This window comes from Lysobacter enzymogenes, assembly GCF_900106525.1.
GTDB lineage: Bacteria > Pseudomonadota > Gammaproteobacteria > Xanthomonadales > Xanthomonadaceae > Lysobacter > Lysobacter enzymogenes.
In genome coordinates this window covers 321473-341723 of record NZ_FNOG01000008.1, presented here as the reverse complement: position 1 = coordinate 341723, position 20251 = coordinate 321473, and the positions used below count along the sequence as shown (strand labels likewise).

Sequence of the window (20251 nt, the reverse complement as noted above, 5' to 3'; positions counted from 1 at the left end):
CAAGCTTCGGCGCGAGCGTGAAAGCCCGCGGTCGCGGCTTGCGCCGCTCCTACAGGTAGCTTCGGCCGGATTCGCTCAGGCGAGCGCGACCGCTGCGGGCTTGCGCGGCGCCGCGGCCGTCGCCAGCAATCGCTCGGCCAGATCGCGCGCCGCTACGCGCAGCTCCGGCACCGCGGTGATCTCCCACCACTGCGCGCGCAGCAACGGTCCGATCGCGTACAGGCCGCGCACCGCCGCGCCCTTGCGGTCGAGCGCTTCGAACTGCGGCGACGTGCGCAGGCCCAGGCCGAGCGGATCGGCGGTCACCAGGCCCGATTCGCGCAGGTGCGCGATCAACGGGTGGGTGGTGCGCTCCACGTCGGTGTCCAGGCCGGTCGCGCGGATCAGCACGTCGAAGCGTTCGGTGTGCAGGCGCTGGCCGCCGCGCTCGCGGATCAGCGCTTCCACCGCGTCGTCGCCGCGGCGCGCGCGCAACAGGCGGCCGGCGCGGACCTGCAACTGCCCGGATTCCTGCAAGGCCTGCAGCTCCTCGGCCAGCTGCGGCGCGATGCGATGGCGCAGCGCTTCCCAGTACGAACGCAGATGGCGCACGAACGCGCCGCGCTGCGGCGCCGGCATGCCGGCCCAGAACGCTTGCAGGTAAGGCCGCAGCGCGTCGACCAGGCTGCGCCAGTCGTCCACCACCGGCGCCAGGTTGCGCAGCGCGCGCAGCAGTTCGCGCGGGGCGTGGCTGTCGAGCGCGTGCAGCACCGCCGGCGGCAGCGCCACCGGCACCGGCGCGCTTTCGCCGTGCGCGCGCGGCAGCAGGCCGTGCCGCGACAGCGCCACGATCGGGCCGCGATGGCCGCGCTTGTGCAAGGTCGCCACCGTGTCGGCCATGGTCAGGCCGGTGCCGACGATCAACAAACGCGCGTCCGGCGCGATCGCGTCGATGGCGCCGTCCTGCCACGGCCAGCCGATGTAGCTGGGATGCACCGCCAGCCGCGGCCCGACCCCGGCCAGCGGCTGCGGCGGCAGCGCGCCGACCGCGAGCACGACCTTGTCGGTGAGGAAATCGCTGCCGTCGGCCAGATGCACGCGAAAGCCGGCCGAGGCGCGCTCGACCGCGATGGCTTCGTGGCGGATCTGGCTGAAGGCCGCGGTGCTGCCGGCCACCGCGGCCTGCAACTGCGCGTGCAGGTATTCGCCGAACAACAGCCGCGGCAGGTAGCTGCCGCGCGCGCGGTCGGTCAGGTTGAGCCAGTCGGCGAAGCCGCCCGGCGCCTCGGGCGTGGCGCCCAGATCGCTGGCGCGCACGTTGAGCAGATGCTCCGGCCGCGCCTCGCCGTAGGCCACGCCGCGGCCGTAGCTCTCGGGCTGGCCGACCAGGCACAGCTCCACGCCGGGGCCGGCGCGGCGCGCCAGTTCGCCTGCCGCTGCGCTGCCGCTGAAACCCGCGCCGATGAGGGTGATGCGCATGGGGCTGCTCCTGCCGAGGATGGGAGCAGTCGTTCTAGTGGATTGCGCGCAGCGGGATGTAAAGCGGCGGTTACCGCTTCGTAAAGCGGCGCGCACGATGCGGAAGGTCGTCATGACGATTCGCCATCACGCTTGTCGCAGAACTGAAAAACGGCGCGATGGGCCGCCGTTTGGATTTCGTCGCCGCGCAATTCCCGCGATCGCGCGGAAAAACCTCGTGCACGAAGGCCCTCCCGCCGCGCCGGCCACCGTAGCCGTCGCGGGGGAGGGCCTTCGGCCCGAACGCGGTGATTTTCGATCCGGGCGCGGCGTGCGTTACGGGCCGCGCGGATGTCGCTCGCGCGTCGCGCGTTCGCGCCGGCCCGATCATCGCTCAGAACGCGGCGTCCGGCGCGCCCCGGTCACTTCGGCCCGGCCAGCTGCTTGGCCGTGCCGTACGGCCAGCCGTCCAGCGTGCCGCGCTTGATCCAGTCCAGCTGCATGCGCACATACCCTTCGGCGGTGCGGGTGTGCTGGCGCTCGCCCTTGGCGTCCTTCTCGAACTCCAGGATGCCGTGGTCGGCCTGCGGGAACACCACGCTGGTGATCGGACGGCCGGCGCGGCCGAGCGCGGTCAGGCGCTTTTGGGTTTCTTCCGACGGCGCTTCGATGTCGTCGCCGCCGAGCATCCACAGCTGCGGGGTCTTGAGCGTGCGCAGCACCGGCATCGGGTCGTAGTCCCAGCTGACTTCGAAATCGTACTTGGCGAACTCGGCCGCGATCTCGGCCGGGGTGTGGTTGGCGATCATGCCGCTGTACTCGCCCTTGACCGCCTTCCACCACGGCTGCTTGGAATACTTCGCGCGCGCCGCGTCGAGTTCCTTCCAGCCGCGCTTGCCGTTGGTCGAGGCGATCAGCCCGGTGGCGTCGGTGAGCTCGCGCGCCTTGCGCAGCGTCGGCGCATCGCCGAAGCCGGCCGCGCGCAGATCCAGCACGACCTGATCGCGGTCTTCGGCCAGCACGCCGTCGGCCAGGCCGAAACCGACTTCGACGAACTGCGCCTGCGGCGTCTTGCTCGCCGCCAGCGGCGCGACCCAGCCGCCCTGGCTGCCGCCGAGGTAGCCGATCCTGCCGACCCGCGCGCCGCCCACGCGCAGCGCCTCGCGCAGCGCCGCGCCGGCGTCGTCGGAGAGCTCGTGGAAGTTCTGCGTGTACTTGCCGCTGGAGCCGCCGGTGCCGCGCTTGTCGTAGACGAACACGCCCACGCCTTCGGTCGGGAACAGATGCTGCTGGTAATACAGGTCGACGCCGGAGTAGTTCTCCGAACCGTGCACCATCACCACCACCGGCACCTTGTCCTGGCCGGCCGGCAGCACCAGGCGGCCGCGCAGTTTGACCCCGGCGCCTTCGAAGGTGGTGTCGACGATGTCGAACTTGAGCCGCTCGCCGCGATGGCCGTCGAACACGATGCCTTCGCCGCACTGGCCCAGCTGGACCTTGACCCCGTCGGCGCGGTCGCTCCAGCCCAGGGTGCTGACCAGCGCTCCGTCCTTGTTGGCGAGCTTGCCGGTGCGGCCGTCGAGCAGGCGCCAGCGCAGCGCCGCGGGATCGTCGATGCGGCCCAGCGCGAGCGCGCGGCCGTCGTCCAGGCGGTAAGCGCCGACGTGGCAGGACAGGTCCGCGCCTTTGCCGGCCGCGGCTTTGGGCGCGCTGCGGGTGTCGGCGGCATGGACGGCGGCGGCGGCGAACAGCGCGGCGGTCAGTGCGGCGATGCGGGGCAGGAACAGGTTCATCGGATGGCCGTGAAGGAGGGAGGTCGTTGCTTGTGATGCGCGCTGCGCCGGCGCGGTTGCGTCGCGCAGCGCGATCGCGGCCTCAACGCTGTGCACTTTCTTTTTGCGCGGCGATGTGGTTCGCGCCGCGGCGCCGATTCATTTTCTTTTCCGCCGCGGGCGCCCGCGCGCATCGATACGGCCTGCCGGAAGTCATTTTCTGCCGCCGCCCCGTTGCCAGCGCCGCGGGCGCCGCGCAGCATGGCCGCATGAGTCCGTCCTCGCCGCTGCGCGCCATGCTGCAACCGCTCAACCTGCCGGCCGTGCTGAGCTGGCTGGGCGTGGGCCTGTCGCTGCCTTACGACAGCGGCACCCCGCAGCCGCTGGTGTGGGCGGTGATGGGCGCGTTCCTGATCGGCTTTCTCGGCGACGAGCTGTTCGGCGTGCAGCGCGCGCGGCGCGGCGCGTGGTTCTGGCTGCAGGCGGTGGCGGCGCTGGGCATCTGCTACCTGGCCTCGCGCGGCGGCGCCGCGCCGGCGCTGCTGGTGATCCTGGTCGCGCAGCTGGCGATGCATTACCCGCTGCGCCTGACGATCGCGCTGACCGCGCTGCTGGATCTGGCCCTGTACCTGATCCTGCTCGACAGCGGCCACCGCGGCGCGCTGATCATCACCCTGTGTTTCGTCGGCTTCCAGGGCTTCGCCATGCTGGTCGCGCACTACGCGCGCAGCGCCGAGCAGGCGCGCGACCGCCTGGCTCTGGTCAACGCCGACCTGCTCGCCACCCGCGCCCTGCTCGCCGACAGCGCGCGCGACGCCGAGCGCCTGCGCATGGCGCGCGAGCTGCACGACGTGGCCGGGCACAAGCTCACCGCGATGATGCTCAACCTGCGCGCGCTGGCGGCCGAACCCGACCTGGCGCAACGCCACGAAGTGCAAGTGGCGCAGCAGCTGGCCGGCGAATTGCTCGGCGACATCCGCGCCGTGGTCCAGGCGCTGCGCGACGCGCGCGGGCTGGACCTGGCGACCGCGCTGCGCGCGCTGGCCGCGCCGCTGCCGCGGCCGGCGCTGACCCTGGCGCTGGACGAACGCCTGCACCTGACCGACCCGGCCCTGGCCGAAACCTTGCTGCGCGTGGTCCAGGAAGCGCTGACCAACGCCGCGCGCCACGCCGACGCCGCGCAGTTGCGGGTGACGCTGCGCCGCGACGCCGGCGCGCTGGACCTGCGCATCGACGACGACGGCCGCGCGCACGCGCCGCTGCGCGAAGGCAACGGCCTGTCGGGCATGCGCGAACGCGTCGCCGCGGCCGGCGGCGAAGTCGATTTCTCCCTCAGTCCCGAAGGCTCCATGCGCATCCACGCCCGTTTTCCGCTGCACCCGTCGTCCGCCGCCGCGAGGCCGGCATGAGCGCCGCGCCGATCCGCATCGCCCTGGCCGACGACCAGGCCCTGGTCCGCGCCGGCCTACGCGCCTTGCTCGAACGCCTGGGCCTGGTCATCGCGTTCGAGGCCGACGACGGCCAGGCCTTGCTCGACCAGCTCGCCGGCACGCCGGTCGACGTGGTGCTCAGCGACATCCGCATGCCCGGCCTGGACGGCATCGACGCGCTGCAAGCGCTGCGCGAACGCGGCGACCGCACCCCGGTGCTGCTGCTGACCACCTTCGACGACAGCGAGCTGCTGCTGCGCGCCGCCGAAGCCGGCGCGCAGGGCTTCCTGCTCAAGGACGCCGCGCCGGACGACCTGCGCGAGGCGATCGCGCGCGTAGCGGCCGGCGAAACCCTGCTGCAGCCGGTCAGCACCGAGCCGGTGCGCGCGCGCTACCGCTACCACGCCGACGACGCGCCGCGCGCCCTGTTCACCGAGCGCGAGGTCGGGGTGCTGCGGCTGATGGCCGGCGGCTATTCGAACCGCGAGATCGCCAAGGCGATGTTCCTGGCCGAGGGCACGGTCAAGAACTATGTGTCGGTGATTCTGGAGAAGCTCGATACCCGCGATCGCACCCGGGCGGTGTTGAAGGCGATTACGTTGCGGGTGATTTGAGTCGCGCCGGGCGTTGCGGGGTCGCGGTCGCGGCTTGCGCCGCTCCTGCAGGGGCTGCGGCCGGTTGCGTATCCGGTTGCGAACTCACCCGCCACTTCCCGCGCGGTCCATGTCACGCTCGCGCGCCCCGGATCGTCGAACCCGGAACCCTTCGTCTTCCCGCCTGATCCGCCCATGACCGCCTCCCCCGACGACCTCCTGTTCGCCCAGCACGCGCCGATGCTGACCGGCCTGGCCTACCGCATCCTCGGCTCGCGCGCCGACGCCGAAGACGCGGTCCAGGACACCTACCTCAAGTGGCTCGATGCGCAGCGCGGCGGCATCGACAACCCGGCCGCGTGGCTGACCACCGCCTGCACCCGCCGCTGCATCGACCTGCTGCGCGCCGCCCATCGCACCCGCGTGGACTACGTCGGCTCGTGGCTGCCCGAGCCGATCCAGGCCGAACTGGCCGACGCCGGCAGCGAGCCGGAAGCGCAGTGGAGCCTGGCCTCGTCGCTGTCGACCGCGTTCTTGCTGCTGCTGGAGCGGCTGACGCCGAAGGAGCGCGCGGCCTATCTGCTGCACGAGATCTTCGATCAGCCGCATGCCGAGGTGGCGAAGATCCTGGAGATCGAGGAAGCCGCCTGCCGCAAGCTGGTGCAGCGCGCGCGCGGCAACATCGAGCTGGCGCGGGTCCGCCACGTCACCCCGGCCGAGCAGCAGGACCGGCTACTGGCCGCGTTCGAGACCGCGATCGTGCAGGGCCATACCGCGCCGCTGGCGGCGCTGCTGTCGCAGCAGATCGCCCTGCGCGCCGACGGCGGCGGCAAGGCCACTGCGGCGGCGCAGGCGATCGAGGGCGCGCAAGCGGTGCTGGACTTCATCGCATCGGTGCTGCACCCGGCTTGCCGCGAAGACCGTTGGACCTTCGTCGACCTCAACGGCTCGCGCGGCGTGATCCTGGAGCGCGAAGGCCGGATCGAAGCGGCGATCAGCTTCGGCTACGAAGAGGACGGCGCGCTGCGCGACATCTACATCATGCGCAATCCCGACAAGCTGGCGCGGTTGCAGGCGGTGCGGATCCAGTGATCGGGCGGCGGCCGCCCGGCCGCCCGGCGATCTACAGATGATCGGACAAGGACGAGCCGACCGAACGCAGATAGGCATCGAGCCCGCGCTGCTCGTCCGCGGCGAAGGTCTCGCCGGTCGCGGCCTGGGCCGCGATCCGGTCCGGGCGGAAGCTGCGGAAGTCCGCGCGCAGCCGGCACCACGCGCCCAAGGTCCAGCTGCCGCCCCAGAACGACAGGCACAGCGGCTCGACCTCGCGCTCGCTGGCGCGCGCCTCGCCGTCGCGATAGGTCAGCCGCAGCACCCGGCGCTGCTGGACCGCGGCGTAGAGCGCGTCGATGACGCCGCTGGCCTCGAGCCGGTTGTCCAGCGCGGGCGCGAAGATGCGGGTGCGCGCGGCGCGCTCGCGCAGCTCCGGCGGCAGCACCGCTTCGATCTTCAACAGCGCCGCGGTGGCGCCGCGGCCCAGGCGCTCGCCGCCGAAGGCGCGCACGAAGCGGCTGCCGACCACCAGGGCTTCGAGCTCGTCGGGACCGAACATCAGCGGCGGAATGTCCGCGCCCTTGCGCAACACGTAGCCGACCCCGGCCTCGCCTTCGATCGGCACGCCCGAGCGCTGCAGGTCGGCGACGTCGCGATAGACCGTGCGCAGCGACACCTCCAGCGTCTGCGCCAGCTGCTGCGCGGTGATGGCCCGGCGGCGGCCGCGCAGGGCATGGATCAACAGGAACAGGCGGTCGGCGCGGCGCATGCCGCATGATCCCGCGCCACGCCGGCGCGCTCAAGCGCGGGCGCGGCGATGCGGCGGCGCGCGGGCGGGCTCACACGCGGGCTCACCCGCGCAGCTCCGAGCGCGCGGTCGGCGCCAGCCGCAGCAGCTGCGGCGCGGCCTTGAGCTCGGCCAGCAGGGCGTCGGCGACCGCCGCGCGCCACTGCGGCTGCGCGGCCAGCCGCGGCGACGCTCCGGCATCGGCGCAGCGCGCGAACCACACCAGCGCCGGCTCGCCTTCGCGCACCGGCAGGCGCGGGAATCGGTTCGGCGTGTCGTCGCTGACGTACACGCCGAGCAGTTCCAGGCCGGCCGCGGATAGCAGCGGCGCGAATTCGCGCTCGAAGCGTTCGAGGAAACCGTCCTGCGCCGGCGCGTGCAATTCGCACACGCCGATGCAGATCGTGCCGCCGTCCTCGCCGCCGCCGCCGAGCGGCGTGCGTTCGCGCGCGGCCGCGGGCAGCGCGGTGTGCGCCCGCGCCGGCTTGAGCAGGCGCACGTCGTCGCTGTCGATCATGGTCGCGTTGGCGGCGTCGCGGTGGCGCTTCCAGGTCGGGCCGCCGTAGAAGCCCTGCAAGGATTCGGCGCGCAGCGCGTGGCTGGGGAAGCCGCGCACCCAGGTGTAGCGGTCGGGATCGTCGAGCTCGCGGAACTGGCCGATCAGGTGCATGCCCACGGCTTCCTGCGATTCGACGAATTCGCGCTCAAACAGCTCGATGAGTTCGTCGCGGCGCCCGGGTTTTAGCGTGTAGCGGCGCAACTCGATCACCGCGTCCTCGTGCGGCAAGCGGCCGTCCTCGTCGCGCCGGCGCAGCCACATATGCCAGTTGGTTTCCCAAGTGGCGCCGCCGTCGACCGAGAATTGCTGATGCCAGTGCGCGGTGTTCGCGCCGATTCCGCTCCAGACGAAGCGCGCGCGCACCGGCCGGCCCTCGTGTTCGAGTTCGCCTTCGAACACGCCCACGCCATCGGCGAAGCCGCCGCCGACCGGCGGCTCCAGCACGCCGTCGTGGCTGCCGGCCCACCAGATGTTCCAGCGCCGCCGCGGCAGGTCGAACAGGCGCAGGGTCATGCCCTGGAAGTCCTCGTCCTGGCCGGGCCGCCGCCAATCGCTGAGGAAGGCATCGACGTTGCCGAGCCCACCGAGCACCGGCTCGCAGGTCTGGGTGGCGTGGAAGATTTCCCAGTCCTCGCTGCCGGCCAGGCGCTGGCGCAGGCGCTCGTTGCGCACCTGCCAGCGGCCGTGCAGGAAGTCGAAATCGTGGCGGCCGTCGGCGGCCTCATGCTTGTCGCTCATCGTCGAAATCTCTCGTTCGAGCCGGCTCGTTCAAGCCAGTCGGGTCATGCGCATGACCCAGTTGGTCTCCCAGCTGCGGCCGCCGTCGGGCGACAGCGCCTGTTCCCAGCGCACGCTGTCGGCGCGGATGTCCGACCAGATCGCGCGCGAGGGCAGCATCCGGCCTTCGTGCGCCTCCTGGCCTTCGAACACGCCGATGCCGTCGCGGAAGCCGCCGATCAGCGCCGGCTCCAGCGCGCCGTCGCGGTCGCTGGCCCAATACACGTGCCATTGCCGGTTGTGCGGGCGGTACAGGCGCAAGGCGAAGCCTTCGATGCCGCCGTTCCAGTCGGTGCGGTAGCGGTCGACGCTGCCCAGGCCGGCGAGGATCGGCCGGCATTCGTCGGTGGCCTCGAACTCGATCCAGTCGTCGCTGCCGGCCAGGCGCTTGGCCAGGCGGCGGTTCTCGACTTTCCAGCGGCCGAAGTAGAAGTCGAAGTCGTGGCGGCCGTCGCGCGCATCGAGCGCCGGCGCGGCCGCAGCGGCGGGGCCGAGGCCGGCCAGCGCGGCCAGCGGCGCGCTGGCGCCGAGTTGCAGCATGCGTCGTCGCAGCGCGTCGATTGCAGCGGTATCTGCGGTGTCGTCCATCGCGTTCCCCTCGCGTCCGGTGGCAGGGGCACAGGATCGGCGGGGGCTGCTGCCAGCGCGTTGTCAGCAGGGACAGTCCGGAGGCGAATCCGCAACTACGGCATAAGCGACCTGGGCTCCCTGTAGGAGCGACGCAAGTCGCGACCGCGCCCCTCGACGGCCGGCGTCACTCGCCCGCGGGCGATCGGCGTCGTAGTTGCGGATTCGCGGTCGCGACTTGCGTCGCTCGTACAGGGAGCTCAGGCGGTTTACGGCGCGACGGGCGGGAACCAGACGCAGACTTCGAAGCCGCGGCCGGGGCCGCGCGGGTCGTCGGCGCCGCGCTCCAGGCCCGGGCCGCATTCGATCTTGGCGCCGTGGGTCTGGGCGATGCGCGCCACCAGCGACAGGCCGATGCCGCTGCCGCCGTCGGGGCTGCCGGGCGCGCGGTAGAAGCGGTCGAAGATGCGCTCGCAATCCTGCTGCGCCACGCCCGGGCCGTTGTCGGCCACGCGCAGCACCGCGCCGCCGGCTTCGGCCGAACAGCTCACCGCGACCTGGCCGTCGGCGCCGGCATGGCGCACGGCGTTGTCGATCAAATTGCGCAGCAGGATGCCGAGCTGGTCGACATCGCCGAGCAGCCGGGTCGGTTCGGCGCGCAGGCTGATGCGCTGGCGGCGTTCGCGCGCCAGGGTTTCGAAATCGCGGATCACCAGCACCACCAGGTCCGACAGGTCCAGCGGCGCCAGCCGCACGCTCTCCTCGCCGGCATCGAGCCGGGCCAGGTCGAGCAACTGCTCCGACAAGCGCGCGCTGCGGCGCACGCCGGCGCTGAGCTTGCGCAGCGCTTCGTTCTTCTCTTCCAGCGTGCTCGCGCGCAGCGCCAGTTCGGCGTGGGTGCTGAGCACCGCCAGCGGCGTGCGCAGCTCGTGCGCGGCGTCGGAAATGAAGCGGCGCTCGTGCTGCACGGCGGCGTCGACGCGTTCGAGCTGGCCGTTGAAGGCCTCCACCAGCGGATGGAATTCCGACGGCAGCGGATGGGTCGGCAGCGGGGTCAGGTCCAGCGGCTGGCGCTGCTGCAAGGTGCGGCGCAGCGCGGTGATCGGCCGCAGCGAGCGCCCGATCACCAGCCAGGTGGCGAGCGCGAACACCACCAGGATCAGCGCCGCGGCGAGCAGGCTGCCGACGATCCAGCCCTGCAGTTCCTCGATCGCCATGCGCTTGGTCCGGCCCACCTGCACCACCAGCCCGCGCTTGGGATCGCTGAGGCTGTAGACCTGCCAGCGCTCGCCGGCGATGACGCGGCGGGCGAAGCCGTCCTTGAAGTCGGGATTCAGCGGCTGCATCGGCGCGGCCGCCGAATACACCACATTGCGCCCGCGCGCCCACACCTGGAAGCTCATCTTGCGGTCGGCCCGCACCGGCGCGACGGCCCGGCCGGGATCGCGCGAGGGCAGCCGCTCCAGGCCTTCGGGCATCGAGGCGAGCACTTGTTCGGCGATCTCGCGCAGGGAGTGGTCGAGCATGCCGGTGTGTTCGCGGCCGAGTTGCCAGATCTGGCAGCTCAGCCACACGAACCAGGCCAGCAGCACGGTCTTGAACAGCACCCAGGTGAGTTTCCAGCGCAGCGAGCGGCCGGCCGGGAACTCGCGCGAGCGCCGGCAGCGTTCGCGCCAGCCCACGCGCTCGGTGTCGCGCGCGGCGGGCCGCTCGCCGGCCTCGTCGCCGATCGCGCTCATCGCCGCACGCCCGCGTTCGAGCCGCGCGCGTTCAATTGGGCCCGCCGCCGATGCGGTAACCGTAGCCGTGCACGGTCACGATCAACTGCTCGCCGAGCTTGCGCCGCAACTGGTGCACGTACACCGCGATGGTGTTGCTTTCGATGGTGCCGGAGCTGCCGTACACCGATTCCTCCAACTGCTCGCGCGTGACCACGCGGCCCTGGCGTTCGAGCAGCAGCGTCAGGGTGCGGAACTCGTGGCCGCTGAGCGTGACCGGCTCGCCGTCGCGGGTGACCAGGCGCCGCGCCGGGTCGAGCACGACGTTGCCGCAGCTGAGCACCGGCGAAACCCGGCCCTGGCTGCGCCGCATCACCGCGCGCAGGCGCGCGCACAGTTCGTCGAGCTGGAAGGGTTTGACGATGTAGTCGTCGGCGCCGGCGTCGAGCCCGGCGATGCGCTCGCTGAGCTTGTCGCGCGCGGTCACGATCAGCACCGGGGTGGCGTCGTAGCGGTTGCGCAGCGCGCTGAGCACGCCCAGGCCGGAGCCGCCGGGCAGGCCGAGGTCGAGCACCACCGCGTCGAAGTCGTGATCGACCAACGCGGTCTTGGCCAGCGGCGCATCGGCCGCCCAGTCCACCCGCCAGCCGTCGTGGACCAGGCCGGTGCGCACGGCCTCGGCCAGCATCGCGTCGTCTTCCACCAGCAGGATGTTCATTGCCCGGTCGCGTCTTCGTCTTGCGGCGTTTGGCCGCATCGTCCGCACCCACTGTGCGCGGGCACGATTAAAAAGTTCTTAAAGGCCGGCGCGCACGATGGCCCCGCCTTCGCCGGAGCCCGCCGCGTCCGCGGTCTCCGGCGCCGATGCTACCGCGTCGCCGCGTCCCCTACCTGCCGTCCACCGGAAACCCGCGATGAACCCCCAGCTCGCCGTGACCCGTTCCGATCCCGCCCCCGTCGCCACCGCCGGCCTGAACGTGCGCGCGGTGACCCGCGCCGACGCCCCGACCCTGATCGCGCTGTGCCAGGAGCACAGCGACCGCCGCGCTCTGGAGCGCCGTCCTTACGGCCCGCCGCGCGCGGACGCGCTGGAGCTGATGGAAGTGCTGTTCGAACCGCCGTTCGGCGCCTGGGCCTGGCTGGCCGAAGCCGACGGCGAGGTGGTCGGCTACGCCAGCGCGACCGCGGGCTTCTCCATGCTCGAGCGCGCCTATTGCCTGCAGCTCGACGATCCCTACGTGCGCGAGCCGTGGCAGGAGCGCGGCGTGGAGATCGAGTTGCTGCGCCACGCGCTGGACGCGGCGCGCCGCTTCGGCTGCCTCAACCTGCAATGCCAGTCGCCGCAATGGAGCCAGGCCGCGCGCGAGCTGGAAGCGCCGCTGCGCGCGGTGCGGGTGGAGGCGGTGCGGTATGTGGTGCGGATGGAGGACGAGGTGGCGCCGGCGTAAGCGCTGCGCGGCCGGGTTCGCACCTCCTCCCCCGGTGCGGGCCTGGCTGCCTGGCTGCGGTGTTGCGGCTGTGGGTTGTCGTAGTGATCGGTGCGGGCGCTGGTGGCCGAAGTTTCGTCGTGTCTGTGGTGTCGCGGTCGCGGCTTGCGCCGCTCCTACAGGGGCTTCGGCGGGTTTCGGATCCGACTGACTGCGCCAACACAACAACGCACCACGACTCCGTCATTCCGGCGAAAGCCGGAATCCATTTTGATCTTGCCGTTGCTGTTGCCGCTGCTCTTCGCTCCCCCCGCCGCCCCGAACTCGCCACAGGCAACCGTAGACCCGAAGGGCGGCGCGCAGGACGCGCGCCGTGCGCCACCCAGGCCATGGATGGCCTGTGTGGCGCATCCCCGCGCAAGCACCGCCCCATAGTGGCTCTTGATTCGAAAACAAGGAAAGCGCCTTTCTTTGGTTACTTTCTTTGGCAAGACAAAGAAAGTGCTTTTTCCTGTTTTCGAATCAAGAGCCACTAGGGTTCGGTGCGCGCGCGGGGATGCGCCACACAGGCCATCCATGGCCTGGGTGGCGCACGGCGCGCGTCCTGCGCGCCGCCCTTCGGGTCTCTATTTGCCTGTGGCGAGTTCGGAGCGGCGGGGGGAGCGAAGAGCAACGGCAATAGCTACGGCAACGGCCAACGGCCAACGGCAAGATCAAAATGGGTTCCGGCTCTCGCCGGAATGACGGACGGGAGGTTGCGGAACTCCGAGCGACTTCGTCGGAACTGCACCGCTTCGGTTCGCCATCGGCCTGACTGCCAACCGACGCAACAACCTCAATCCTCCGCCCCAACCTCAGCGTCGCCGTCCCACTCCCCCTGCACATCGAGTTCGAACGACGCAGCGAACAGATCCGACTGCGCCAACACCTCGCCCTCCTCAGCGAATCCCGACAACCCGACCCCGACCAGGCGATACAAGGTCTGCGCCGGCAACTCCACCCGCGCGCGCAGGGCGCAGGCGATGTCGGCCAGCTCGCGCTCGCTGCCCGGCGGCTGCGGCGGGGTCAGGCTGCGGGTGAGGATGCGGAAGTCGGAGGTCTTGAGCTTGAGCACCACGGTGCGGGCGATGCGCCCGGGATGGCGCTGCAACTCGCGCCGATAGCCCGCCCAGGTCTTGCCGGCCAAAGCGCGGATCTCATCCTCGGTGCGCTCCAGCGGCACGTCGCGCGCGAAAGTGTCTTCCGAAGAAATCTGCAGCGTCGGCCGCTCGGGTTCGACCGGATGCGCATCGATGCCGTAGGCCAGTTCGTGCAGGCGCCGGCCCCAGCGGCCGAAGCGCTGCTCCAGCGCCTGCGCGCCCAACCCGCGCAGGTCGGCGACGGTGGCCACGCCCAGTTCGGACAGCTTGCCCTCCATCACCTTGCCCACGCCCGGCAGGCGCCCGACCGGCAGCGGCGCGAGGAAGGCCTCGACCTGATGCGGCTTGATCACGAACAGGCCGTCGGGCTTGTTCCAGTCCGAAGCGATCTTGGCCAGGAACTTGTTCGGCGCCACGCCGGCCGAGGCGGTCAGTTGGGTCTCTTCGCGGATCTGCTCACGGATCGCCTGCGCGGTGGCGGTGGCCGAGGGCAGGCCGGTCTTGGTCTGGGTGACGTCGAGGTAGGCCTCGTCCAGCGACAAGGGTTCGATCAGGTCGGTGTGACGGGCGAAGATCTCGCGCACCTGGCGCGAGACCGCCTTGTAGCGCACGAAGTCCGGCGGCACGAACACCGCCTGCGGGCACAGCCGCTCGGCGCGCACCGCCGGCATCGCCGAGCGCACGCCGAACACCCGCGCCTCGTAGCTGGCCGCGCACACCACCGAACGCGCGCCGCGCCAGGCCACCACCACCGGGCGGCCGCGCAGGGAAGGATCGTCGCGCTGTTCGACCGACGCGTAGAACGCGTCCATGTCGACGTGCAGGATCTTGCGGCGGGATGCGGACTCGGGCACGCAACGGCGAATGCGGGGAAGGTGCGCGCATGGTAACGCCGGCCTGCGCGCGCCGCGGCCGCATGCGGCAAAACATGCCGCGGAACCTGGGCCCTCAGCGCCAGGGTGGGCCGTCCGCGTCCTCGTCGTGTCAGTGGGAGTAAAGCACTTCCAGCCCGGCGGAGCCGTAACCGGCGGCGTAGACGCCCGGGCCGTGGTCGTAGGTCTGCGGATAGTCCAGCGCACTTGCCAGCGCTGCATAAGCTTCAGGGAGATTGGCTTTCCACAGCTTGACCGCACCGAGGATGAAGCGCTCCTCGCTCATACCGTTCAACAGCGCTTTCACTGTCGGCACGTCGGCGATACTGAAAAAATTGTAGTCGTCGACCATCATCGGAATATGGATACCGATCGCCCTCTCGTAATGGACGTCTGGAGCGACGATACAGATGGAGGAGTGGGAAGGAGTGAACCGGACCGTGGGCGGGATCCGGTCGTCGCGTCGGGGCACCTTGTTGGCCGAGGCGTACTGGTTCGGTGCGATGGCCAAGGGATGGGCGGTCGGGGTAAAGAGAGCAGGCACGAGTACCTCGCGTGGTTGCGGCGTTCGGCGGTTCGGGAGCGGTGCAACCCTGCATCCGTTGCGCCGCCGCGTGCAGGGGCGGCGGACGGGTCCACGCCGCTGCCTCGCTCGCTGGATGAACGCATGACGCACCGCGCAGCGGCCGTCTTCGCCCGCGGCGCGGCGTGGGGTGGCGTTCGCACCGCGTCGAGGCGGCCCGGGCGAACGCAGGTCGGCGCGCGGCGGCAGCGGCACAGGGAACGCCGCATGCGACCTGCGGGACTTTGCGCGCAGCCGCGGACACGGGCGGCGGCGGGAGCGGCGGGGCGCGAGCGATGCGCGCAAGGCAGCCCGTCCGCTCGCACCGCCGCCGTAGTCAATCCACGTAGGTCGGCACCAGTGCGCCGGCGAGGTTGAGCCCACCGCCGTATTGGCCGTCGCCGTAGCTGTACACCGGCGGATTGCCGAGCGTGATCAGCAACGCCTCGTAGGCCTGCGGGACGCTCTCCTGCCACACCGCGACCTGGCCGATCACGAACACGGTGGCCGGGTCGTAGCCCCAGCTTTGCAGGATCTCGCTGACCTGCGGCACGTTGTTGACCGCGAACACGTTGCCCTGGTCGTCGGCGACGCTGAGGTGGATGCCGATCACCCGCGAGCCGGCGTCGTTGCGCGCGCAGATGCCGATGCAGGAGGTGAACGCGGTGAACTGCACGCTCGGCTGGGTGTCGCCGTCCACCGGCGGCACGTTCTCGGCCTGAGCCCAGGTGCGCTCGGGGATCGCCAGCGGAGAGTTGCTGAACTCGATGGTGTACGGCATGGCTGCGCTCCGGAAATCCGCGGCGGATTGCCGCGCAGCGAACCTAGTGCGCGGCGGCGCGCGGCGCCATGGCGGAGCCGGTCCGCAGGGCCGCCGCGGCGCGCGCGCCGGCCGCGCCGGTCCGCTTCACGTCCTGGCCGCCGGCGCGTTCATCGCGGACATGAACCTGCATGCCTCGCCCGTTCCCTCTGCCGCTGCGGCGGCCCCGCCCTGTTTCGCCGGCCTGCCGGCGCCGGACAGCGACGACTTCGAGACCTTGAGCGCGTTCTGCGAGACGCACCGCATCGAGGCCCTGGCGGCATTGCCGTGGGTCGCGGCGGAGGTCGCCCAGTCCTGCGGCTTCGCCGCGATGCTGCGGCTGGCGCACCGCCACGGCGGCCGCCGCGTCTACCTGCCGCGCGGCCGCAACGCCTGCGCCGCGCGGCTGGGCCTGGAGCTGGACGCCGCCGCGCACCGGCGCCTGCTCGACCGCGCCAGCGCCGCCGGCACCATCGAGGTGCCCTCGGCCTGGGGCGTGTTCGTGGCCCTGCGCCGGGTCGCGATCCGCGCCGCGCTGCGCGCCGGCTGCGACCAACGCGAGATCGCCCATGCCTTCGGCGTGACCGAACGCCATCTGCGCCGCGAAGTCGATTCGCTGCAGGTGCGTGGCGGCGATGCGGCGACGCCCGAATCGCGGCAATGATGGCGGCGCCGGCCAGCGCCGCAGCCGGACCGGACCTGCCCCCGCGGCCGGTGACGGTACGCCTGGGCGGCCCGGACGGCCCGCGGGCGCTGCTGCTGGCCGCCGACTTCGACTTCGAGCAAGACCGCGGCCGGGCCACGGTCTTCGTCGACGGCTTCGGTAAATTTCCCCGCCCGGGGCTGTGGTACTGGATCGGCGTGGCCGGGCCGCATCCGCAGGCCGGCGCGTACCTGGGCCGCTTCCAGGATTGGTACAACGCCTGCTTTTATTTCGTCGACGTGCGCCGCCTCGACGCCCCCGCCGCGCCCGACCCAAACTGAACGCGCCGGCGCCCGCGCACGCCGGCGCGGCGCCGACATCGGCGACAATGGCGCCCCCTCTGCGCCAGCGCCCGAGCCCATGTCCGCCGTTCTCACGCCCACGCCCAGCTCCGCCATCTCCCTGACCCGCTACCTGATCGAAGAACAGCGCGCCGGCCGCATCAACGCCGACCTGCGCCTGCTGATCGAAGTGGTCGCGCGCGCCTGCAAGTCGATCTCCATCGCGGTGGGCAAGGGCGCCCTCGGCGGCGTGCTCGGCGATGCCGGCACCGGCAACATCCAGGGCGAAGCGCAGAAGAAGCTCGATGTGCTCAGCAACGAGATCCTGCTCGAAGCCAACGCCTGGGGCGGCCACCTCGCCGGCCTGGCCTCGGAGGAAATGGACACCTCGCACCCGATCCCCGACGTCTACCCGCGCGGCAACTACCTGCTGCTGTTCGATCCCCTCGACGGCTCGTCCAACATCGACGTCAACATCTCGGTCGGCACCATCTTCTCGGTGCTGCGCGCGCCCGACGGAGTGAGCCGCGCCGAGGACAAGGACTTCCTGCAGGCGGGCACCGAACAGGTCTGCGCCGGCTACACCACCTACGGCCCCAGCACCATGCTGGTGCTGACCATCGGCCACGGCACCCACGCCTTCACCCTGGACCGCGAAGTCGGCAGCTTCGTGCTGACCACGCGCGACATGCGCATTCCCGACGACACCAAGGAATTCGCGGTCAACATGTCCAACCAGCGCCATTGGCAGCCGCCGATGCAGCGCTACGTCGCCGACCTGCTGGCCGGCCAGGAAGGCCCGCGCGGCAAGGACTTCAACATGCGCTGGGTGGCCTCGATGGTCGCCGACGTACACCGCATCCTGACCCGCGGCGGCATCTTCAGCTATCCGCTCGACGCCAAATGCGCCGACAAGGGCGGCAAGCTGCGCCTGATGTACGAAGCCAATCCGATGGCGATGCTGGTCGAGCAGGCCGGCGGCGCCGCCAGCACCGGCCGCCAGCGCATGCTGGAAGTGCAGCCCACCGGCCTGCACCAGCGCGTGCCGGTGTTCCTGGGCAGCAAGCACGAGGTCGAAACCGCGGTGCGCTACCACCACGAGTTCGACGCCGAGCAGCCGTAACCCGCGCAAACGCGCGGCAGCCTACCTTCGCTGCCGCGCTCCCGGCCGGCGCGCCCGCGCGCGCCGGCGGCGGCGACCCGGCGCGGATCGGCGCCGGCCGACGCCGGTTGGCACGATCCAATGCGCCCGCGCCGCGCGCCGGCCACAAGATGTGGCCCCTGCGCGCATCGACTACCAAAGAGTCACTAAAAACGCATTCGGATGGCACGACCGGCCGTCGGTGGCCGGCTTCCGCCGGGCACTGCGTTGGAGTAATAACAGGGAGCATTTGCGCATTCTTTTCTGCGCGCGCGGGGATAAAAAATCATGGCCAACGGGATCCATAGCGATCGGGCGACGCGCTACGCCGCCCCCATGCCGGGCAGCGTCAGAGCTTCCGCATTGCGCGCCGACGGCGCGCGCGAACTGCTCTATCTCAGCCCCGGCGGCGCCGGCCGCATGCACGCGCTGGCGCCGTTGCAGAACCTCGGCTGGACCCTGCGCCGCGCCCACGACGCCCGCGCCGCGCTGCGCCAGCTGCAATCCAGCCCGCGCCTGCCGCACGCGGTGCTGATCGACCTGCGCGAAGGCTTCCAGGCGCGCGACCTCGACGAACTCGGCCCGGCCCTGGCCGCGCACAACGCCGGCTGGATCGCCGGCATCACCGCCGCCCAGCTCGAACACGAGCCGACCCGCCGGCTGATCCGCGACTACTGCTACGACTACGTGACCCTGCCGTGCCCCGAAGCGGTGCTGCACACGGTGATCGGCCACGCCTACGGCATGGCCGCGCTGGCCTGCGGCGCCGACGGCCACGGCAACCACGGCGAGATCGGCCTGGACGGCATGATCGGCGACAGCGAACCGATCCGCGCGCTGTGCCGCGGCCTGCACAAGGCCGCCAGCACCGACGCGCCGGTGTTCATCGCCGGCGAGACCGGCACCGGCAAGGAACTGGCGGCGATGGCGGTGCACCGCCACTCGCACCGCGCGCGCCAGCCGTTCGTGGCGATCAACTGCGGCGCGATCCCGCACAACCTGGTGCAGTCGGAACTGTTCGGCTACGAACGCGGCGCCTTCACCGGCGCGCAGCAGCGCAAGCTCGGCCGGATCGAGATGGCCCACGGCGGCACCTTGTTCCTCGACGAGATCGGCGACCTGCCGCTGGACAGCCAGGCCTCGCTGCTGCGCTTCCTGCAGCAAGGCACGATCGAACGCCTCGGCGGCCACGAGCAAGTGTCGGTCGACGTGCGCATCGTCTCGGCCACCCACCACGATCTCGACCAGGCCGTCGCCGACGGAAAATTCCGCGCCGACCTCTACCACCGCCTGTGCGTGCTGCGCCTGCGCCAACCGCCGCTGCGCGAACGCGGCGCCGACATCGACCTGCTCGCCGAACACGCCCTGCACCGCTACGCCCGCGAAACCTCGCGCGGCATCAAGGGTTTCTCGCCGTGCGCGCGCCTGGCCCTGCACCGCCACGCCTGGCCGGGCAACGTGCGCGAACTGATCAACCGCGTGCGCCAGGCCGTGGTCATGGCCGAAGGCCGCTATCTCACCGCCGCCGACCTGCACATCGACGACACCGTCATCGCCGCACCGACCACCCTGGAAGAAGCCCGCGACACCGCCACCCGCGAAGCGATCGAACGCGCGCTGCAGCGCAATCGCGGCCGGCTCGGGGAATCGGCGCGCGAACTGGATGTGTCGCGGGTGACGTTGTATCGGTTGATGCAGCGGTTGGGGATGCGGGGCAGCGAGGACGTCGAGGAAAGCAATACGGCGACCGCCGGCGATTGAGCTTTCCGGTCAGAACAGCTTTACCCGATCGCGCATGCGCCAGGCGCGATCGCCGCCCCCGACTTCCCGCGGACGACGCTCAGCGACGATAGTGCGCGCCGCCAACTTGCGTAACGACTCGGCGATCTTCTCCCGCGACTGCGGCACATATCTGGAATCGGTCGCCGCGATCGCGCTCGCCGCCGTGTGCACTTCTTCGTCGCTGAAATAGTCGCGCCCGTGCTCGATTCCGAGTTTGATCATCGCGATCAACGCCAGCTTGCACGCGTCGTCGAGGACCGGGTCGAGCCGCTCGTAGAAAAACGACAGCGCGCCGGCCGCCAGCACCGCCATGGTCAAGGTCGGATGGGGGATGTTCTGGATCCTGTCGATGATGCCCATCCCTATGGCGGCCACGCCGAGAGGGTTGAACGTCGCCTTCGATGGCGTTACCCGATGAATCGCGCCCAATGGATCGCGATCGCGCATTACGATCAGTTCCATTATCGGAAAATCGCGCGGGGTCGGAGAGAATCTTTCCACTCTCCGGCACTCGTACCATTCGGGTCTGGCGACGTCCAATCCGGACAGCAACGCTTCCAGGAGACGCGTCCTGAATTCCGCGACCATCGGCAAGTCGGCCGATTCCAACGCATGCCCGAACCACGATTCGAAATCGCCGGTTTTCGACGCAAAGCTGCGCATCCGCATGCATTCGAATTCGAAAGCGAACCGAGCCGTTTCCGCATCGAAGTGAGTAGCCATCTCGTCGTCCTTGAGCCGAAGAGCCTCATCTTATCGGTAATTGCGTTGCGCCCTGAAGGCGCGCCTGGGACGGCCTCGCGGCCAAGAGCCAGTCGCAAGCGCAGAGACGCCTAACGAGTAACCTGACAC

At 71.0% G+C, this 20251-nt stretch carries 19 protein-coding genes; 8 read left to right on the top strand and 11 right to left on the bottom strand.

The window, feature by feature from the left end; genetic code table 11:
* Positions 1–75: 75 nt before the first annotated feature.
* A complete protein-coding gene (locus BLU84_RS20240; RefSeq protein WP_074871369.1) occupies positions 76–1458 on the bottom strand; it encodes an FAD/NAD(P)-binding protein in 1383 nt (460 codons plus the stop codon).
* A gap of 401 nt (positions 1459–1859) precedes the next feature.
* Positions 1860–3230: an alpha/beta hydrolase family protein gene (locus tag BLU84_RS20235; RefSeq protein WP_083382927.1), complete on the bottom strand. Its 1371-nt coding sequence runs from the start codon at positions 3228–3230 to the stop codon at positions 1860–1862.
* Positions 3231–3478: 248 nt separating this feature from the next.
* On the opposite strand from BLU84_RS20235, the gene BLU84_RS20230 reads away from it, so the two are divergent.
* From BLU84_RS20230 to sigJ, 3 genes are all read left to right on the top strand, one after another.
* Positions 3479–4618, top strand: coding sequence for a sensor histidine kinase (locus BLU84_RS20230; protein WP_425479417.1), 1140 nt, complete (start codon positions 3479–3481; stop codon positions 4616–4618).
* Positions 4615–5253: a response regulator transcription factor gene (locus BLU84_RS20225; protein ID WP_074871365.1), complete on the top strand. Its 639-nt coding sequence runs from the start codon at positions 4615–4617 to the stop codon at positions 5251–5253. The genes BLU84_RS20230 and BLU84_RS20225 overlap by 4 nt, the downstream gene beginning before the upstream one ends.
* Positions 5254–5427: 174 nt before the next feature.
* Positions 5428–6324 (top strand): RNA polymerase sigma factor SigJ, encoded by an 897-nt coding sequence (gene sigJ, locus BLU84_RS20220; RefSeq protein ID WP_074871363.1) that lies wholly within the window; start codon positions 5428–5430, stop codon positions 6322–6324.
* 31 nt (positions 6325–6355) lie between these two features.
* Here the strand turns inward: sigJ and BLU84_RS20215 are convergent, their stop codons facing one another.
* The 5 genes from BLU84_RS20215 to BLU84_RS20195 form a co-directional block, all read right to left on the bottom strand.
* On the bottom strand, positions 6356–7054 hold the full coding sequence (locus BLU84_RS20215; protein WP_074871361.1) for a helix-turn-helix transcriptional regulator: 699 nt from the start codon (positions 7052–7054) through the stop codon (positions 6356–6358).
* An 82-nt stretch (positions 7055–7136) separates the two neighbouring features.
* Positions 7137–8369: an NIPSNAP family protein gene (locus tag BLU84_RS27590; RefSeq protein ID WP_211664583.1), complete on the bottom strand. Its 1233-nt coding sequence runs from the start codon at positions 8367–8369 to the stop codon at positions 7137–7139.
* Positions 8370–8399: 30 nt separating this feature from the next.
* Positions 8400–8996 (bottom strand): hypothetical protein, encoded by a 597-nt coding sequence (locus BLU84_RS20205; protein ID WP_211664582.1) that lies wholly within the window; start codon positions 8994–8996, stop codon positions 8400–8402.
* A gap of 248 nt (positions 8997–9244) precedes the next feature.
* Positions 9245–10714, bottom strand: a complete 1470-nt coding sequence (locus tag BLU84_RS20200) for an ATP-binding protein (RefSeq protein WP_083382923.1) — start codon at positions 10712–10714, stop codon at positions 9245–9247.
* A 31-nt stretch (positions 10715–10745) separates the two neighbouring features.
* Entirely contained in the window at positions 10746–11411 is a 666-nt protein-coding gene (locus BLU84_RS20195) for a response regulator transcription factor (protein ID WP_074871359.1), read from the bottom strand.
* A 196-nt stretch (positions 11412–11607) separates the two neighbouring features.
* On the opposite strand from BLU84_RS20195, the gene BLU84_RS20190 reads away from it, so the two are divergent.
* Positions 11608–12141, top strand: a complete 534-nt coding sequence (locus BLU84_RS20190) for a GNAT family N-acetyltransferase (RefSeq protein WP_074871357.1) — start codon at positions 11608–11610, stop codon at positions 12139–12141.
* An 814-nt stretch (positions 12142–12955) separates the two neighbouring features.
* Here BLU84_RS20190 and dinB read toward each other — a convergent pair.
* The 3 genes from dinB to BLU84_RS20175 form a co-directional block, all read right to left on the bottom strand.
* Positions 12956–14113: a DNA polymerase IV gene (gene dinB, locus BLU84_RS20185; protein ID WP_267889195.1), complete on the bottom strand. Its 1158-nt coding sequence runs from the start codon at positions 14111–14113 to the stop codon at positions 12956–12958.
* Positions 14114–14243: 130 nt separating this feature from the next.
* Positions 14244–14675, bottom strand: a complete 432-nt coding sequence (locus tag BLU84_RS20180) for a hypothetical protein (protein ID WP_139175147.1) — start codon at positions 14673–14675, stop codon at positions 14244–14246.
* A gap of 355 nt (positions 14676–15030) precedes the next feature.
* Positions 15031–15474: a hypothetical protein gene (locus BLU84_RS20175; RefSeq protein ID WP_074871351.1), complete on the bottom strand. Its 444-nt coding sequence runs from the start codon at positions 15472–15474 to the stop codon at positions 15031–15033.
* Between the two features lie 160 nt (positions 15475–15634).
* On the opposite strand from BLU84_RS20175, the gene BLU84_RS20170 reads away from it, so the two are divergent.
* From BLU84_RS20170 to BLU84_RS20155, 4 genes are all read left to right on the top strand, one after another.
* Positions 15635–16156, top strand: coding sequence for a hypothetical protein (locus BLU84_RS20170; protein WP_139175146.1), 522 nt, complete (start codon positions 15635–15637; stop codon positions 16154–16156).
* Entirely contained in the window at positions 16153–16476 is a 324-nt protein-coding gene (locus BLU84_RS20165) for a hypothetical protein (RefSeq protein WP_074871347.1), read from the top strand. Before BLU84_RS20170 ends, BLU84_RS20165 begins: the two co-directional genes overlap by 4 nt.
* Positions 16477–16555: 79 nt before the next feature.
* Positions 16556–17599 (top strand): class 1 fructose-bisphosphatase, encoded by a 1044-nt coding sequence (locus BLU84_RS20160; RefSeq protein WP_074871345.1) that lies wholly within the window; start codon positions 16556–16558, stop codon positions 17597–17599.
* A gap of 306 nt (positions 17600–17905) precedes the next feature.
* Entirely contained in the window at positions 17906–19378 is a 1473-nt protein-coding gene (locus BLU84_RS20155) for a sigma-54 dependent transcriptional regulator (RefSeq protein ID WP_211664581.1), read from the top strand.
* A 9-nt stretch (positions 19379–19387) separates the two neighbouring features.
* On the opposite strand, the gene BLU84_RS20150 is transcribed toward BLU84_RS20155, so the two are convergent.
* A complete protein-coding gene (locus BLU84_RS20150; RefSeq protein ID WP_074871343.1) occupies positions 19388–20122 on the bottom strand; it encodes a hypothetical protein in 735 nt (244 codons plus the stop codon).
* Positions 20123–20251: the final 129 nt, after the last annotated feature.

What these genes read in the sequence shown, in the direction of transcription:
- BLU84_RS20240 (WP_074871369.1), bottom strand. Translation starts at nt 1,458, where the DNA reads ATGCGCATCACCCTCATCGGCGCGGGTTTCAGCGGCAGCGCAGCGGCA.
- BLU84_RS20235 (WP_083382927.1), bottom strand. Translation starts at nt 3,230, where the DNA reads ATGAACCTGTTCCTGCCCCGCATCGCCGCACTGACCGCCGCGCTGTTC.
- BLU84_RS20230 (WP_425479417.1), top strand. Translation starts at nt 3,479, where the DNA reads ATGAGTCCGTCCTCGCCGCTGCGCGCCATGCTGCAACCGCTCAACCTG.
- BLU84_RS20225 (WP_074871365.1), top strand. Translation starts at nt 4,615, where the DNA reads ATGAGCGCCGCGCCGATCCGCATCGCCCTGGCCGACGACCAGGCCCTG.
- sigJ (WP_074871363.1), top strand. Translation starts at nt 5,428, where the DNA reads ATGACCGCCTCCCCCGACGACCTCCTGTTCGCCCAGCACGCGCCGATG.
- BLU84_RS20215 (WP_074871361.1), bottom strand. Translation starts at nt 7,054, where the DNA reads ATGCGCCGCGCCGACCGCCTGTTCCTGTTGATCCATGCCCTGCGCGGC.
- BLU84_RS27590 (WP_211664583.1), bottom strand. Translation starts at nt 8,369, where the DNA reads ATGAGCGACAAGCATGAGGCCGCCGACGGCCGCCACGATTTCGACTTC.
- BLU84_RS20205 (WP_211664582.1), bottom strand. Translation starts at nt 8,996, where the DNA reads ATGGACGACACCGCAGATACCGCTGCAATCGACGCGCTGCGACGACGC.
- BLU84_RS20200 (WP_083382923.1), bottom strand. Translation starts at nt 10,714, where the DNA reads ATGAGCGCGATCGGCGACGAGGCCGGCGAGCGGCCCGCCGCGCGCGAC.
- BLU84_RS20195 (WP_074871359.1), bottom strand. Translation starts at nt 11,411, where the DNA reads ATGAACATCCTGCTGGTGGAAGACGACGCGATGCTGGCCGAGGCCGTG.
- BLU84_RS20190 (WP_074871357.1), top strand. Translation starts at nt 11,608, where the DNA reads ATGAACCCCCAGCTCGCCGTGACCCGTTCCGATCCCGCCCCCGTCGCC.
- BLU84_RS20175 (WP_074871351.1), bottom strand. Translation starts at nt 15,474, where the DNA reads ATGCCGTACACCATCGAGTTCAGCAACTCTCCGCTGGCGATCCCCGAG.
- BLU84_RS20170 (WP_139175146.1), top strand. Translation starts at nt 15,635, where the DNA reads ATGAACCTGCATGCCTCGCCCGTTCCCTCTGCCGCTGCGGCGGCCCCG.
- BLU84_RS20165 (WP_074871347.1), top strand. Translation starts at nt 16,153, where the DNA reads ATGATGGCGGCGCCGGCCAGCGCCGCAGCCGGACCGGACCTGCCCCCG.
- BLU84_RS20160 (WP_074871345.1), top strand. Translation starts at nt 16,556, where the DNA reads ATGTCCGCCGTTCTCACGCCCACGCCCAGCTCCGCCATCTCCCTGACC.
- BLU84_RS20155 (WP_211664581.1), top strand. Translation starts at nt 17,906, where the DNA reads ATGGCCAACGGGATCCATAGCGATCGGGCGACGCGCTACGCCGCCCCC.
- BLU84_RS20150 (WP_074871343.1), bottom strand. Translation starts at nt 20,122, where the DNA reads ATGGCTACTCACTTCGATGCGGAAACGGCTCGGTTCGCTTTCGAATTC.